We start from the raw sequence: 14,936 nt of genomic DNA, 5'->3' as shown, positions 1-14,936 counted from the left end.
AAAGTCATAAAAATGATAATCTATAATATGATTTTATGTTTCCTGGAAGTATTGAAGTACATATTTATATCAGATATGTTTTTTCTCAGACAAAAAAGAAAATTTAATAATATAATATTGCCGGTTAGTTTAGTATGTGTGGCAATGGGAATAGTTGCGGAGTTTAATGTTGTGAACTATCTTATTTTATATACTTTATTTGTATTTGTCCAAATGGCAATAATATATGAAAATGTGAATCCAAAATTTATGCTATTGACATTGTGGTCAGTATTTATAATAACTTTATTGGACGAAATGACAAGGGTAATAATAGAAGTACTAATGGATTATAAAAAAATAGGTAACCACTTAATTGAGAGATTTATGTCGAGTCTGATAACAGTTGCCTGTTTATTGAGTTTATCAATTATTATTGGAAAAAAATATCGGAACAGAATAGAAAAAGTAGGCATAGGCTATTACATATTTTTCTTAGGATTGACAATTGCAAATACATTTATCATCGTATTTTTTAAAGAATATGTTTTCGCTCAGATTCAGGTTGATAACGTGGCGTTAGTGTATGTGACGTTTTTGGCAATGTCAATAGGTATGTTTATTGAAATAGCGTTGGTAATGATGCTTGCAGTTTCAAGAAGTGATTATAAAGAAAGAAATGAACTCAATCAGAAATTTCTTGAAGAACAGAAAAATCATTATAAATATCTCGAAGAACGCGAACGTGAGACTAAATTGTTCAGACATGACATACGAAGTCATCTGAATGTTATTGCAGAAGGATTGCGTAAAGAAAAATATGATGAAGTTGGCAAATATATAGAAAGCATATGTGGACAAATTGAAAATTTCGGTAATGTGCTCACTGTTAATAACGGAATAGTAGATGCCATATTAAACAGGTATTATAGTGAAGCCCCAAAAAAGAATGTTTCAATGTGTGTGAAAGGACAAATTCCTAAAAATTGCAAGATAGAAGCTTTTGATTTATGCACAATATTTTCAAATGTTTTGTCAAATGCAATAGAAGCAGCTTCAAAAAGTGAAAATAAAAGTCTTGAAGTAAAGTGCGGTTACAAAGACAATAAAATAGTCATAGCAGTAGAAAATGATTATGATGGCAATATTAAAATGAAAAATGGTAAATATATATCAAATAAAAAGAATACTGACTATCATGGATACGGACTTATAAATGTAAAAAGAAGCGTGGAGAAATATTCCGGAAGCATGAATATCCGGGCGGAAAATAAGTTCATTGTTAATATTTTGATGTATAACAGATAGATATGACTTTGATATAAATATTTAATCATACAAAATATAAAGATAAGTTCAGTTCAAGTATTTTATAGTACACTTTAAATAAGACTATTTAAATGTAATAAAAATAAACCGGTTAAATTATGAGGTGAAAAATGCAAATAGCAATAGTTGATGATGAAATTATATGGAGACAAAAGATGTAAAAAAGGGAAAACCTAATTCGCCGCAGGAAAGTAGATTAAAAATAGAGCAAAAAAGATTTAGAGGGGAGAAAACAGTTGTTTAATATTTCTTATGAAGGTAAATATGTTGATGAAAATCAGTTGAAAAATAAGGGAAAAGACCCAGTTGGTTGGACTCAATTTGAAGAGGGTGAGAATCTGAATGAAGCTTTTTCGAGAGGATTGATAATTACATTGCCAGTAATATTATTTATTATTGTGTTATCAATACAAAAAATAATGACAATAGATACTACATATAAATTGGATGTGTGGACTGTAGTGACTGTTTTAACTTGGATTATAGTAGTGAATTTTATGAGAATATTACATGAATATATACATGCTGTTTTTTACCCAAGAACATCAAGAAAATATATATATACAAATATGAAAAAAGGTTTTTTCCTGATTTATTGTAATGCAGAAATATCAAAAAAAAGATTCATAGTTATTAATATTGCTCCTGTTTTTTTTCAAGGGATAGGATTGTTCGTAGCATGGTATATTTTGGCGGGCATAATAAATACAAATATAAATTTAGCAATGCTGTTTATGTCCTGGTATATGATTATGTTTTCTTCAACAGACATCTATAATATTTATTATTCTGTGTTTAAAACGCCGTCTCACATTAGAATTGTTAATTATGGATTACACTCGTATTGGAAGAGATTCCAATAGTTAGGAAATTGTAAATGCCTGGTTGAAGTAGAAAGATTATTATTTGATATAATTTGAGAAATTTATACCATATCTATTAATCTATAAATAATTACAAAGGGAAGATAAGATGAAATACAATTGTGTAAAGCAACATGATAATACAGATTGTGGTGCGGCGTGTATCGCAACAATTTGTAGACAACAGGGGTATAATATAAGTATTTCTAAAATAAGAGAAATCGCAGGAACTGATAAACGTGGAACAAATGTCTACGGAATGATTCAAGCTTTAAATACTTTAGGATTTAAAGTTAAAGGTGTGAAAACCAAAGAAATAAATAATGATATATTAAGAGAAAAGATTAGTTTGCCGTGCATAGCACATGTTATAGTTAATGATAGTTTATTACATTATGTTGTAATATATAAGATTACAAAAAAACATATAATTATTGCGGACCCTGCAGAAGGGGTAATGAAGATAAGAATTGATGAGTTTATTGGAAAATCTGAAACGGGCAATAAGTATAAGTGGACAGGTGTGTGTATACTTTTTGTTAAAGATCATAAACTTGATAAAACATTTACAAAGAGTAATGTACTTTTGAGCTTTTTTAAATTGCTTATACCACAAAAAAGATTATTGTTGCACATTTTTTTAGCTTCTTTTATTTATACTGTACTAGGAATATTAAGTGCCTTCTATTTTCAGGAGTTGATTGATACGGTGCTGCCAAATAGTTTGGCACAGACACTTATGACGCTATCAATTGGTGTTATTGTTCTCAATCTTTTTAGAGTTATCCTTAATGCATTTAGGTCTCAGATGCTTCTATATTTGAGCCAAAAATTAGATATAGTTCTTTTGCTTGGATACTATAGACATGTGTTGGAACTCCCAATGAATTTCTTTGGTACAAGAAGAGTAGGAGAAATAATATCAAGGTTCCAGGATGCAGGAAAAGTAAGAGATGCAATATCAGGTGCAACTCTTACAATTATGATTGACACTATAATGGCAATTGCAGGAGCGATTATTTTATATATTCAGAATGCAAAGATGTTTGGAATCTCAGTTGTTGTGGTTGGACTTTATTTTATTATTGTTATATCATTTAACAAATGGTATGAGAGACTTAATCGAAAGCAGATGTAAGCAAATGCACAACTTACTTCTTATATGGTTGAGTCCCTTAATGGTATTCAGACAGTAAAATCATATAATGCTGAGAGAAAAGCAGAATTTGAAACAGAGCGGAAGTTTGTAAGACTTTTGAGAAGTATATTTAATCTTGTTTTCGCAGAAAACATCCAGACATCTCTTAAGACGTTTGTAGAACTTGTAGGAGGAGTTATTATTCTATGGATTGGAGGTATCAGTGTTATAAACGGTGAGATGACCGTAGGTGCCCTTATTACATTTAATTCTTTATTGGTATATTTTTTAGATCCAGTAAAAAATCTTATAAACCTTCAGCCGCAGATGCAGACAGCAGTTGTAGCAGCAGACAGACTCGGAGAAATACTTGAGCTAGAAGCGGAGAAGACAGAAAAAGAAAGCAGAAAAATGTCCCCTGAGAGTCTTTCAGGAGATATAGAAATAAAGAATTTGAAATTCAGATATGGAACAAGAAAACTTGTTCTCGAGGATATTAATCTGAAAATAGAAAAAGGACAAAAGGTTGCATTTGTCGGAGAGAGTGGCTCTGGAAAGACTACGTTGTCAAAACTGTTGCTTCACATGTACACGCCTGAAGAGGGAGATATTCTTATCAATGGGAATAATATTGAAGATATTCAGATTGAAAAACTTAGGGATAGGATTGCATATATCCCTCAGGAAACATTCCTTTTTAGCGGGACGATATTTGAAAATTTAACATTAGGTCTTGATAATGCCACAATGGATGACATTATAGAAGCAAGTAAAATGGCACAGGCGCATGAATTTATTAATGAATTGCCACTTAGATACGAAACGTTTCTTGATGAAAACGGAGCTAATCTTTCCGGAGGACAGAGGCAGAGACTTGCAATAGCAAGAGCTATGCTTAAAAAACCTGACATCCTTATACTCGATGAAGCAACCAGCAATCTTGATGCAATAACTGAACGAGCCCTTGATAAGACAATCAATGAGTTTTCAAAGGATAAGACAGTAATATTTATTGCACACAGACTGAGTACAATAAAGAACTGTGACAAGATATATGTTATGGAAAAAGGGAAAATCATCGAAAGCGGTAATCATAAAGAACTGACAGAACTTGGTGGTAAATATGCAGATCTTGTAAGTCAGCAGACACTTGAAATAAAGGAGGAGGCAATCTGATGAAACCAATCATTGTGGAAATGAGAGATTTGAGCGACAGTGTTGAAGTTTACGAATCAAAGCCAAGCCCTTTTATAATGTATACAATCTATGCAATACTTGCGTGTATTCTGGGAGCGGTTATCTGGGCATCAATTTTTAAACTGGATGATGTTGTTACCGGAAACGGAATCTTTAAGGGAACCAACCGAATATATGATGTAAGTAGTGGCATAAGCGGTCAGGTTTCCGACTGCAAAGTGCAAAACGGGGATTATGTAAATGAGGGGGATATACTTTATATTGTAAAGGTTGATTCGCTTGGCGATACAATACTCTCCTACAATAAAGAGTTGGAAAACGCAAATGCAAGGTTGGAAATGCTTACGGCATACGAAGTAGCTCTTGATAAAGGTGAAAAAATTTCGGATAAATACGCGAAAAACAAGTATTATGATGAGTTTGTAAACAGATATGAACTTCTTTATGCAGGCATAGAGCAGGGGACAGTTAAAAATACTGAAATGCAGGATGCTTATGTTGAAAATGTTGACTCAATACAGTCAGCAATTAATCAATACGAGGATAAAATTAATAAGCTTAACCAGGTAAAAGATTGTATTGTAAACAGAAACAACAAATTTTCGGATGCAGATAATTATTATAACAGTATAGTAAGCAGTTATCTTTCTTCATATAACTACAATAAACTGCAGTACGACAATAAAATAAACGAATATGAGAATCAGATTAACAAACTTGACAGTCAGATTAAAAAGGCTTCAGGAGAAGAGGCTGCTACATTAAAAAAAGAAAAAAGCGAAACAAAAAACGCAAAAGAAGCAACAGAATCCGAAAGGAAACAGTCACTTGTTAATCTTGAACAGAATCAGATAGCAAGTATTGAGCAGATGATAGAAGGATATAATAATAATCTGATTTCGCTTGAGACAAGCCTTTCGTCGGCTAAAATCCAGCGGGACAGTTCTGGCGCGCAAAAAACAGAGGATAACATAGCTGTTCTTACTGAAAAAGGTAATATAGCTGCGGAAAAGCTTACCTATGAAGATAAAAAAGCAGAGTGCGAAAACTATCTGAAAAGTTATAATATTCAGAACGATAATTGTAGCATTTCGGCTTTAACATCAGGGTATTATTACAGTAACAGTAATGTTAAAAACGGAACATATATAGATGCCGGAAAAACAATAGGCAGTATATATCCTGAGAAGGAATCGGAATTCTATGCGGAAGTTTATGTACTTAACTCGGATATTGGAAGAATAAAAGAAGGCATGGAGGTTAAGTTTGAAATAGCAGCATATCCGTCAAATGAGTACGGATATTTTACAGGTAGCGTGGAGAGCATATCAAGGGATATTAGTGTAGATGAAACCACCGGAAATGCTTATTACGTTGTTAAAGTAAAATGTGACAAAACGGAACTCAAGGATAAAGCTGGAGAAAGTGTCAGCCTAAAGAACGGAATGGCATGCAGTGGAAAAGTTGTAATAGGATCAAAGTCTGTTATGACATATGTACTTGAAAAACTGAATATATATGGTTAAGTGGAATTGCATTATATATTAATTGAAAAAAATTAAAGTATATAGTGATAATGACAATTATTCACATTGCACAATTATATAATTTGATTTACTTAGTACAAATAAAAAGCGCAGGATATTGCATATTGAAAAAATATGTATATCCCGCGCTTTTTATTTGTCAATATGCAGTAGTTCCGTTATTAACCTTAAACTATCCCTTAGAACGGCTCACTCATGCTTGCCGTTCTAAGGGGCTGTCGCTTTAACGAATGAAAATTTGTGAAACGGCAGCTTCATTTATGTACTTTTGAGTTTATTTTTATATTTAAATTTAAACTATTATGTCATTTCGAAAAAAATTGCGTACTTTAATAAGCCATCATTAATGGCTTTGAAAAAATATTTTAAAAGTTTAAAAATTAGGCACTTTTAATTGGAAATAAATGAGTTCCTGTTTTTTCTTTTTGAATCTTGTTATGCAGTTTATTTATGTTTCTAGCCATTGCCAGCAATGGACTTTCTGCCTAAACATTTGTTGTTCCTTTGCTTAAATATCTTCTAAACTGCATATCCTGTTTTACTTTTGGTATGATGAATATAATCTACAGTAAGCTTTTTGCCATTTTTACATGTATAAATATCAGATTCCTTATCGTACTCCATGTTTTCAATTTTTCCAATGTCAGTTTTGTATTTTCTTGTCTTTGAGATTTCGTAATTAGCGGGTTTTATATATGAAAGCTGCCCGTTCTTTTCAAGAAACAGATAATTTTCTTCACTTTCATATCCGGAATCAGCAGTTATATTTCGATACTTGAATTTTAGATGAGCTTCTGCATCTTTTAAAAATGGTATCAGGGTTGTTGTATCAGTTGGCTGTGGTCCAAGAGTAAGCCATATGATATATTCAGAGTCCACACCATGCTGTAGATTGTATGCCGGTTTTAACTGTCCGTTCCCCATGGCATCTTCCTTCATTCGCATAAACGTTGCATCAGGGTCTGTTTTGGAATAGCTGTTCCGTTTTCCACAGATATGAATTTTTTGATTGTATTCTTTGAGTTTGGATAAATATCCCTCAAGAGTTTCAATGCTCTTTTGAAGTGGTGTTTTTCTTTTACCAATTCCATGAACAAAATGCACATTTTCACATTGTTTGAGGGCATAAAGCTTTTTGCGTAGCTTCCTTACATGCTTTATCTTCAATTTGTCACCATAAACAACCTTTAAATCATACAGTTGTTCACATTCAGCCACAAAATCGGCAAGCTTTATAAGAAGTTTAGCCTGATTCTTTGTTACCGCCTTCTTCCAGACAAAAGTATACTTATTTGCACTGTCTTCAATTTTTGTGCCATCAATAAAAATGGTCTCCCCTGAAATTTCCCCAAGATCAAAAAGTGTATTAGACATTTCTGCAAGAATTCGCTTAGAACAGGGAGCAAAATGAATACTTCTAAATCGTGCAAATGTTGCATGGTCAGGAGCCTGTGCTCCTTCCAGAAGAAACATAAAATTGATGTCTCGTTTACAGTTTAATTCCATGGAACGTGAAGAATAATCTCCATTCATGTATGAGTAAAGAACAATTTTCAGAAGAGTTCTTGGCGATACTGAATTTATTCTTTCATAAGTAGAATATAGGTCAGTTAAATCCATAGCCTCCACAAACTGACTTAGTAAACGCACGGAATCATTCTCCGGAATAATTGTTTCGATATTTAGCGGAAGTTTTAATTGATATCTGCTCTGATTTAGACTATAATTTTTCTGTAAGTTAATGTGTTTGGTCATACGTTAATTTTACATCAACTGTCAGATTCTTTCGAGGCCTAACAGTTATTTTTTGAAAAATTTTGCACTAAAAAGGAGCTGAACACTAATTACTTAGTGCGACAGCCCCCTCTTAAGGAACTTTATTACAGCCCCTGTTTTCATTTTATATTATTTATTTTGATTATCGAGTGATGCATTAACAAATCCAAGGAATAATGGATGAGGTCTGTTAGGACGACTCTTAAATTCCGGATGTGCCTGAGTGTCAATGAAGAATGGATGAGATGGGATTTCTACCATTTCAATAATTCTTCCGTCAGGGGAAATACCGGAAAGCATCATTCCGTTATTTGTCAAATCTTTTCTGTAATCGTTGTTAACTTCATAACGATGACGTTCGTGGATTAATTCTTCCTTGTATAATTTATATGCTAAACTATTTTTGGTCCTATAAAAGATTTAACTACACATTATTTTGATAAGCCTAAGATGGATACTATAGTTGTTGATTTGCCATTTACAAGAGAAACATGGCATGGAAGAATGATGGCTAGCAGAGGCGTTATGGCATCTATGGATGTAAATAAGATTGCACAGTTTGACAGAGAACATATGGCTATGTTAAAGAATAAATATCCGGAAGAATTCACAGTTAAACACAAAATATTTTTGACTTGGTATTATATGTAAAAATGGGAGAAGTAGTAAAATGAATAGAGAACAAATGTTAAATCAATTTTACACAGATGTCTGCGATGAAGAGAAAAGATTAGCAGATAGAGTAGGAAATATAGAATTTATTACAACAACAAAATACATAGATAATATATTAAAGGACGGAGATTGTATTTTGGAAGTAGGGGCAGGTACAGGTAGATATTCGCTGTATTATGCAGAAAAAGGATATAATGTTAATGCGATAGAATATGTAGAACATAATGTCGAAATATTAAAATCTAAAATAACAAATGAGATGAATATATGTGCAGAGCAAGGCGATGCGCTTAATCTTTCAAAATTCTCAGAGGGACAATTTGATGTGACATTAGTTTTAGGACCAATGTACCATATGTTTACTATGGAAGATAAAAAGAAGGTTTTAGAACAGGCTGTACGTGTTACTAAAAAAGGTGGATATATTTTTGTCGCATATGTTTTAAATGAAGCAACAGTACTTCAATATTTATTTGAACAAAAACATATCATGGAATATTTAGATAAAATAACTCCTGATTATAAATTTAAATCAGATATCGAAGAAATCTTTGATTTGGTTAGAATAGAAGATATTGATGAAGTGAATTTCAGCCAAAATGTGACAAGAGAAAAGATAGTTGCAACAGATGGAGCGGCAACTTATATGAGTAATGTTATTGATAATTTTTCAGAAGAAGAATATAAAAAATTTATTCAATATCATTTAATAACCTGTGAAAGAATGGACTTGATAGGTGCATCAAATCATATTATGGATATATTAAAAGTAAATTAATTTTTAAGGAGAATTGCAATGCAAACTTTTTACTATACGGTAGTCAGTATTGATGGAGACTATGCAAATTTAAAAAGAACAGATATTGAAAGTGAAAATATAAAGTTGGTAGCAAGAGCTTTACTACCAGAGGGAATAAATGAAGGCACAAATCTTAAATATGAGATGTTACAATATGAAATTATTGAGTAAAGTACTATAGGATGATGGCATATCTATATTTGAAAAAATAAATATCCTCATAAAAGTGTTGGAATTGATGAAAAGTTCCCTCATAAAAATGTAAATATTATAAAAAAGTTCGCTCATAAAAATGTAAAAAAGTTAAAAAAATCGCTCATAAAAATGTAAAATAGTGTATAATATATGATGTCAGGGTAGGATTGTGCAAGCGCATAACACGGAACAATCCGTAGTCATCATAGTTAGGGATTGCTGGAATTGGTATTATATAAGAAGGTTTTGGAGGAGCGAAATATGACTTATCTTAAAAGAAAAGCTGATTATTATTTGCAGGAATGGAAAAATAATTCAGATAGATATCCATTAATAATAAAGGGGGCAAGACAGGTAGGAAAAACCGAGACAATTAGAAGATTTGCAAAGAGTAATTACAAAAATATAATAGAAATAAATTTTATTACAGAACCAAAATACAAATCAATTATAGAAGAGGGATTTGCGGTTGAATCAATTGTAAGGTTAATAAGTAGAATAGACCCGACAAAACAATTTGAAGAGAACGAAACACTTATTTTTTTTGATGAGATTCAAGATTTTCCTGAAATAGCAACAGCGCTAAAATTTTTTAAAGAAAACGGTAAGTATGACGTTATATGTTCAGGGTCATTATTGGGAGTTCAGTATCATCGTATAGCAAGTATTAGTGTGGGATATAAAACAGATTATCAAATGTTTTCCATGGATTTTGAAGAATTCTTATGGGCAAAAGGGTATTCTAATAAAGACATATCAGATATGCTAGTGCATATGCTTAAAGAAAAGGCTTTTACTGAAATAGAATATCAGGTTTATTCCAATTTATTTTTGGAGTACTGCATATTAGGTGGTATGCCCAATATAGTATCGACGTATATTGAAAAAGGTACATTTGAAGGCTCATTAGCTTTGCAACGACAACTAAATAATGACTACGAAAATGATATTGTAAAATATGCTGAAGGATTGGATAAGGCTAAAATATTAAGCGTTTATCAATCAATACCTGCTCAATTGGCAAAAGAAAATAGAAAATTCCAATACTCAAAAGTATCCAAAGGTGGACGGGCAAAAGAATATATGGGATGTGTGGAATGGTTAAAAAATGCAGGACTTGTTAATGTTTGTTATTGTTTGGGATTTGCAGAGTTGCCATTAAAAGGAAATATAGATGATAGTAAATTTAAAGTTTATATGGCAGACACAGGAATTTTAATTTCAAATCTTGATGATGAGTCTCAAATAGATTTACGTGCAAATAAAAATATGGGAATTTATAAGGGTGCTTTATATGAAAATTTTGCTGCCGAAGCATTGATAAAACAAGGTTATGGATTATATTATTACAAAAAAGAAAATTCTTCTTTAGAAGAGGATTTCTTTATTCGCAGTGCAAATGAACTTATACCAATTGAAGTGAAGGCAAATAATAACAGGTCAAAATCATTAGGACAATTAATTAATAGCGAAAAATATTCAGATATTAAGCATGGAATAAAATTTACTACAGGTAATATTGGAATTAATAACAATATAATTACGTTTCCGTATTTTTGCATATTCTTATTAAAAAGATATATGGATAAGCAAGATATTTTCAAATAAATAAGTAGGGAACAGTTATAGTGAGTTTACTTATTCGTATAGATAAAAGAGTTTGATTTATTATTATTTAATAATTAAATGAGTAAATTGTGTTGTTTATATAATGAAAATAAATTTTATGAGAGTGAAAATATGAGAGGATATAATATAATAGTAGTATATAATGAAAATGCAGATAAAATATTGATGTGTAAAAGAAAAAAAGAGCCATATAAGGGATTAGCGAATTTTGTGGGTGGAAAAATAGAAAAAAATGAAAATGGACTTGACGCTGCATATAGAGAACTTAAAGAAGAAACAACCATAACAAAAGATGATATTACACTTTTACATATGATGGATTTTACATATTATCTTGAAAACTGTTACCTTGAAGTTTATGTTGGAAAGTTAAATAAAATAATAGATGTTAAGGGCACAGAAAACAAATTGTTTTGGTCTACATTAGATAATAATTTTTTTGATGAAACACAATATGCGGGAGAGGGAAATATTGGACATATTGTTCGACATATTCAAACGCTTAAAGGCGAACTGTTGAAATGATTAATATAGTGATAAATTTCAGATGTTTTATCTGTGAATGTGTAATATATTTAGTGTATTCGACATAATAAAGATGGCAAGACGTAGTATGTGAGAGTTTGTAAAGAAAGAGTATTTTGACACATAAAGGTTTACTATTACAATTTTTAAATAAATATGGATTAAGAATAAAGGCGATACACCACGAAAGTAATGAAACTGAAAAGTCTGCATTTTCGTGGTGTATCGCTTTTTTCGTATAATTTAATACTTGAGTATTTTTATTTTAATCATTTCTTCAAGGGTGCAATGGTGGATAAATATTGTAATATTATGTAAAATAATATATAATTTACTGATGTATTGGTTAAATATTAAGGGGGAGGTCATGAAAATGATTATCTAAAATATATTTTAGTAATTCTAATAAATATATGTATCAGATTTTATTTCCCATAAAAGAAAAGTTAAAAGTATTATTATACGAAATTTAGATTTTTAAAAGAACTGTAGCAGATAGCAAATCATGCGACATTTAAGTATTGTTTTTTAGAAATGTACTTTATGGAAACAACATTATTGCAAAGGAGACAGAATGTATAACATAAAGTTTAGGGGAATTTATGAGAATGAGAAACAACTTCAAAAAAATGAAATCTTAGATACAAGTGTTAGATTTAAAGAACCGGAAAATATAAATAAATTCATGCTTAAAGCAACTATAATTTCATTGCCGATGGTAATGGGAGTAATTGCTATAGCAGGATTTGCATTATACGACACATTAATGAAATTACAGAACCATCTTAAAATGAAACTGATTTTTTCGATGGTTGTTAGTGGGTTTATTATAATAATTAGTCTATTCACTCATGAGATTATTGATAGTTGGCAGTATATCAGTGATAACCGGAGTTGGTGATTACTATAATATATATAATACTATTTATCAGGTGCCTAGAGGTGCATCTGTTTTTAATAATGGATTACACACCTATTGGAATGTGACTGAAATTAAGAATAATTAGAGGGAGGAATTAAATGAAAACACACATAATAACAGCCATATCCTATATGATTATGGCACTAATTCCGGCAGCAGTTATTTATGCCGCCATAATACTTATATCAACTAAATTGGGAAAGAGAAAGAAAGTAAAGAAATCAAAGTGTATAGTAGAGTATTTGTGTCTGGTATACATTTGGACAATATTGGAAATAACAGGAATTATTGGAATGCAATTTAATCTACAGTGGTTTAAAGAGTCTGTAGGTTCTATAGGTTTCTATTTACCGTCAGGTAGAGGGGAATGGATGATGCTACTATTAAATATTGGATTATTTGTTCCATTGGGTGCTTTGATTCCATTTGTATTCAAATTATCTCCGTTAAAAATAATCTTAGGGATAATGTTTTTTTCAATAGCAATAGAAGTATTGCAAATGTTTTCAGGAAGATTTTTTGAAATAAATGATATATTGGCAAATACACTTGGTGGCGCAATCGGATATGGAGTTTATGCAATAGTTAGTAAAAAACAGGGAAAAGCTTTCAATTGAAGGCTTTTCCCTGTTTTTGGTTTATATTTATTTGTTCTGATTATCGAGTGATGCGTTAACAAATCCAAGGAATAATGGATGAGGTCTATTAGGTCTGCTTTTAAATTCAGGATGTGCCTGAGTAGCAATGAAAAATTGATGAGATGGAATTTCTACCATTTCAACAATTCTTCCGTCAGGAGAAATACCTGAAAGCATCATTCCGTTGTTTGTTAAATCCTTTCGATAGTCATTGTTAACTTCGTAACGATGACGATGACGTTCATGAATTAATTCTTCTTTATATAATTTGTATGCTAAACTGTCTTTAGCTAATTTACATGGGTAAGAACCAAGTCTTAATGTTCCACCGATATTATCAACACCTTCCTGATCAGCCATAAGAGAAATTACAGGATGAGTAGTTGCTGAATTAAGTTCAACACTATGTGCATCTCTAAATCCTACAACATGTCTTGCAAACTCAACAATTGATAATTGCATACCAAGGCAAAGACCAAGGAATGGAATGTTGTTTTCACGTGCATAACGGATAGCAGAAATTTTTCCTTCAATACCACGGCTTCCAAATCCGCCAGGAACAAGGATTCCTGAAACATCGCCAAATACTTCAGCAGCATTTTCATCTGTTACAGTTTCTGAGTCAACCCATTTGATATTTACACTTGCGTTAGCAGCATATCCGGCATGCTTTAATGATTCAACAACGCTGATGTAAGCATCGTGTAATGCAATATATTTTCCAACTAAAGCAACAGTAACCTCTTTTGTAGGATTCTTTGCTGATTTAACCATTGCTTTCCAATCATCTAAGTCAGGTTCAGGACAATCAAGATTTAAACTTTCGCATACGATTTCAGCCAGATGTTCTTTTTCCATTGCAAGAGGTGCTTCATAAAGCATGTCTACAGTTAAATTTTGTACAACATGGCTTGCAGGCACGTTACAGAAAAGACTGATTTTATCTTTTAAAATATCATCAATTTCAAATTCTGTACGGCATACAACGATGTCCGGCTGAATACCAAGTCGCTGTAATTCCTTAACACTCATCTGAATTGGTTTTGTTTTCATTTCTTCAGATGCTGGGAGATAAACCATTAATGCTACATGAATAAGAATGCAGTTTTCATGTCCAACATCATGCTGGAACTGTCTGATTGCTTCGATATATGGCTGTGATTCAATATCACCAACTGTTCCACCTACTTCAATGATTGCGATTTCAGTTTCTTCATTTAAACTTCTGTGAAAACGGCTTTTGATTTCATTTGTGATATGAGGAATAACCTGAACAGTTCCCCCACCAAAGTCGCCACGACGTTCTTTAGTAAGAACAGACCAGTAAACTTTACCGGTTGTTACATTTGAATTTTTTGTAAGACTTTCGTCGATAAATCTTTCATAATGACCTAAATCAAGGTCTGTTTCAGCACCGTCATCAGTTACGAAAACTTCGCCGTGCTGTATTGGATTCATAGTACCGGGATCGATATTTATATATGGATCAAATTTTTGCATTGTTACTTTGTATCCACGAGCCTTAAGAAGTCTGCCAAGGGAAGCGGCTGTAATTCCTTTGCCAAGGCCGGATACAACACCACCGGTTACAAATACGTATTTTACTGACATAATTTTCCTCCTATAATTCAATCAGAAAAAATTGATTTTATCAAATATATTTAAATTCGAAAAATAATTAAAACAATATTTCTGAAAGTGTTTTGTTGTACCTATTTTATTAT

General features: G+C 31.7%; 14 protein-coding genes and 1 pseudogene. 12 read left to right on the top strand and 3 right to left on the bottom strand.

The window, feature by feature from the left end:
• Window positions 1-12 precede the first annotated feature (12 nt).
• The 5 genes and pseudogenes from N5B56_RS10900 to N5B56_RS10885 all read left to right on the top strand — a co-directional run bounded on the left by N5B56_RS10900 (window position 13) and on the right by N5B56_RS10885 (window position 6,032).
• Window positions 13-1,287, top strand: coding sequence for a sensor histidine kinase (locus tag N5B56_RS10900; RefSeq protein ID WP_260978934.1), 1,275 nt, complete (start codon window positions 13-15; stop codon window positions 1,285-1,287).
• Between the two features lie 257 nt (window positions 1,288-1,544).
• On the top strand, window positions 1,545-2,171 hold the full coding sequence (locus tag N5B56_RS10895; RefSeq protein WP_260978933.1) for a DUF3267 domain-containing protein: 627 nt from the start codon (window positions 1,545-1,547) through the stop codon (window positions 2,169-2,171).
• A 109-nt stretch (window positions 2,172-2,280) separates the two neighbouring features.
• Window positions 2,281-3,597 (top strand): annotated as a pseudogene (locus N5B56_RS13415) (peptidase domain-containing ABC transporter); the annotation flags it as partial.
• Window positions 3,598-3,636: 39 nt separating this feature from the next.
• Window positions 3,637-4,485, top strand: a complete 849-nt coding sequence (locus N5B56_RS13410; protein ID WP_313958663.1) for an ABC transporter ATP-binding protein — start codon at window positions 3,637-3,639, stop codon at window positions 4,483-4,485.
• Window positions 4,485-6,032 carry an HlyD family secretion protein gene (locus N5B56_RS10885; protein ID WP_260978932.1) on the top strand — a complete coding sequence of 516 codons (1,548 nt, stop codon included), beginning with the start codon at window positions 4,485-4,487 and terminating at the stop codon, window positions 6,030-6,032. The genes N5B56_RS13410 and N5B56_RS10885 overlap by 1 nt, the downstream gene beginning before the upstream one ends.
• Before the next feature lie 540 nt (window positions 6,033-6,572).
• Here N5B56_RS10885 and N5B56_RS10880 read toward each other — a convergent pair.
• Both N5B56_RS10880 and N5B56_RS10875 read right to left on the bottom strand, forming a co-directional pair.
• The gene (locus tag N5B56_RS10880; RefSeq protein WP_346432200.1) at window positions 6,573-7,703 is read right to left on the bottom strand and encodes a transposase; all 1,131 of its coding nucleotides are present in this window, start codon (window positions 7,701-7,703) and stop codon (window positions 6,573-6,575) included.
• Between the two features lie 255 nt (window positions 7,704-7,958).
• On the bottom strand, window positions 7,959-8,249 hold the full coding sequence (locus N5B56_RS10875) for a glutamine amidotransferase-related protein (protein ID WP_428979604.1): 291 nt from the start codon (window positions 8,247-8,249) through the stop codon (window positions 7,959-7,961).
• Window positions 8,250-8,279: 30 nt separating this feature from the next.
• Between N5B56_RS10875 and N5B56_RS10870 the strand changes: the two genes are divergently transcribed.
• The 7 genes from N5B56_RS10870 to N5B56_RS10840 all read left to right on the top strand — a co-directional run bounded on the left by N5B56_RS10870 (window position 8,280) and on the right by N5B56_RS10840 (window position 13,191).
• Window positions 8,280-8,480 (top strand): hypothetical protein, encoded by a 201-nt coding sequence (locus tag N5B56_RS10870; protein ID WP_260978931.1) that lies wholly within the window; start codon window positions 8,280-8,282, stop codon window positions 8,478-8,480.
• A gap of 19 nt (window positions 8,481-8,499) precedes the next feature.
• Entirely contained in the window at window positions 8,500-9,282 is a 783-nt protein-coding gene (locus tag N5B56_RS10865; RefSeq protein ID WP_260978930.1) for a class I SAM-dependent methyltransferase, read from the top strand.
• Between the two features lie 18 nt (window positions 9,283-9,300).
• On the top strand, window positions 9,301-9,474 hold the full coding sequence (locus tag N5B56_RS10860; protein ID WP_022088871.1) for a hypothetical protein: 174 nt from the start codon (window positions 9,301-9,303) through the stop codon (window positions 9,472-9,474).
• A 285-nt stretch (window positions 9,475-9,759) separates the two neighbouring features.
• Window positions 9,760-11,106, top strand: coding sequence for an ATP-binding protein (locus tag N5B56_RS10855; RefSeq protein ID WP_260978929.1), 1,347 nt, complete (start codon window positions 9,760-9,762; stop codon window positions 11,104-11,106).
• A 132-nt stretch (window positions 11,107-11,238) separates the two neighbouring features.
• Window positions 11,239-11,652, top strand: coding sequence for an NUDIX hydrolase (locus N5B56_RS10850; RefSeq protein WP_260978928.1), 414 nt, complete (start codon window positions 11,239-11,241; stop codon window positions 11,650-11,652).
• Between the two features lie 574 nt (window positions 11,653-12,226).
• Window positions 12,227-12,553, top strand: coding sequence for a hypothetical protein (locus tag N5B56_RS10845; RefSeq protein WP_022088874.1), 327 nt, complete (start codon window positions 12,227-12,229; stop codon window positions 12,551-12,553).
• A 119-nt stretch (window positions 12,554-12,672) separates the two neighbouring features.
• Window positions 12,673-13,191: a VanZ family protein gene (locus N5B56_RS10840; RefSeq protein ID WP_260978927.1), complete on the top strand. Its 519-nt coding sequence runs from the start codon at window positions 12,673-12,675 to the stop codon at window positions 13,189-13,191.
• A gap of 27 nt (window positions 13,192-13,218) precedes the next feature.
• Here the strand turns inward: N5B56_RS10840 and pyrG are convergent, their stop codons facing one another.
• Window positions 13,219-14,823: a CTP synthase gene (gene pyrG, locus N5B56_RS10835; protein WP_260978926.1), complete on the bottom strand. Its 1,605-nt coding sequence runs from the start codon at window positions 14,821-14,823 to the stop codon at window positions 13,219-13,221.
• Window positions 14,824-14,936: the final 113 nt, after the last annotated feature.

The sequence above is a fragment of the Eubacterium album genome (genome assembly GCF_025336545.1).
GTDB lineage: Bacteria > Bacillota > Clostridia > Lachnospirales > Lachnospiraceae > Eubacterium_U > Eubacterium_U album.
Note: the sequence above shows the minus strand (reverse complement) of the source record. Positions and strands in the feature narration are given on the sequence as shown.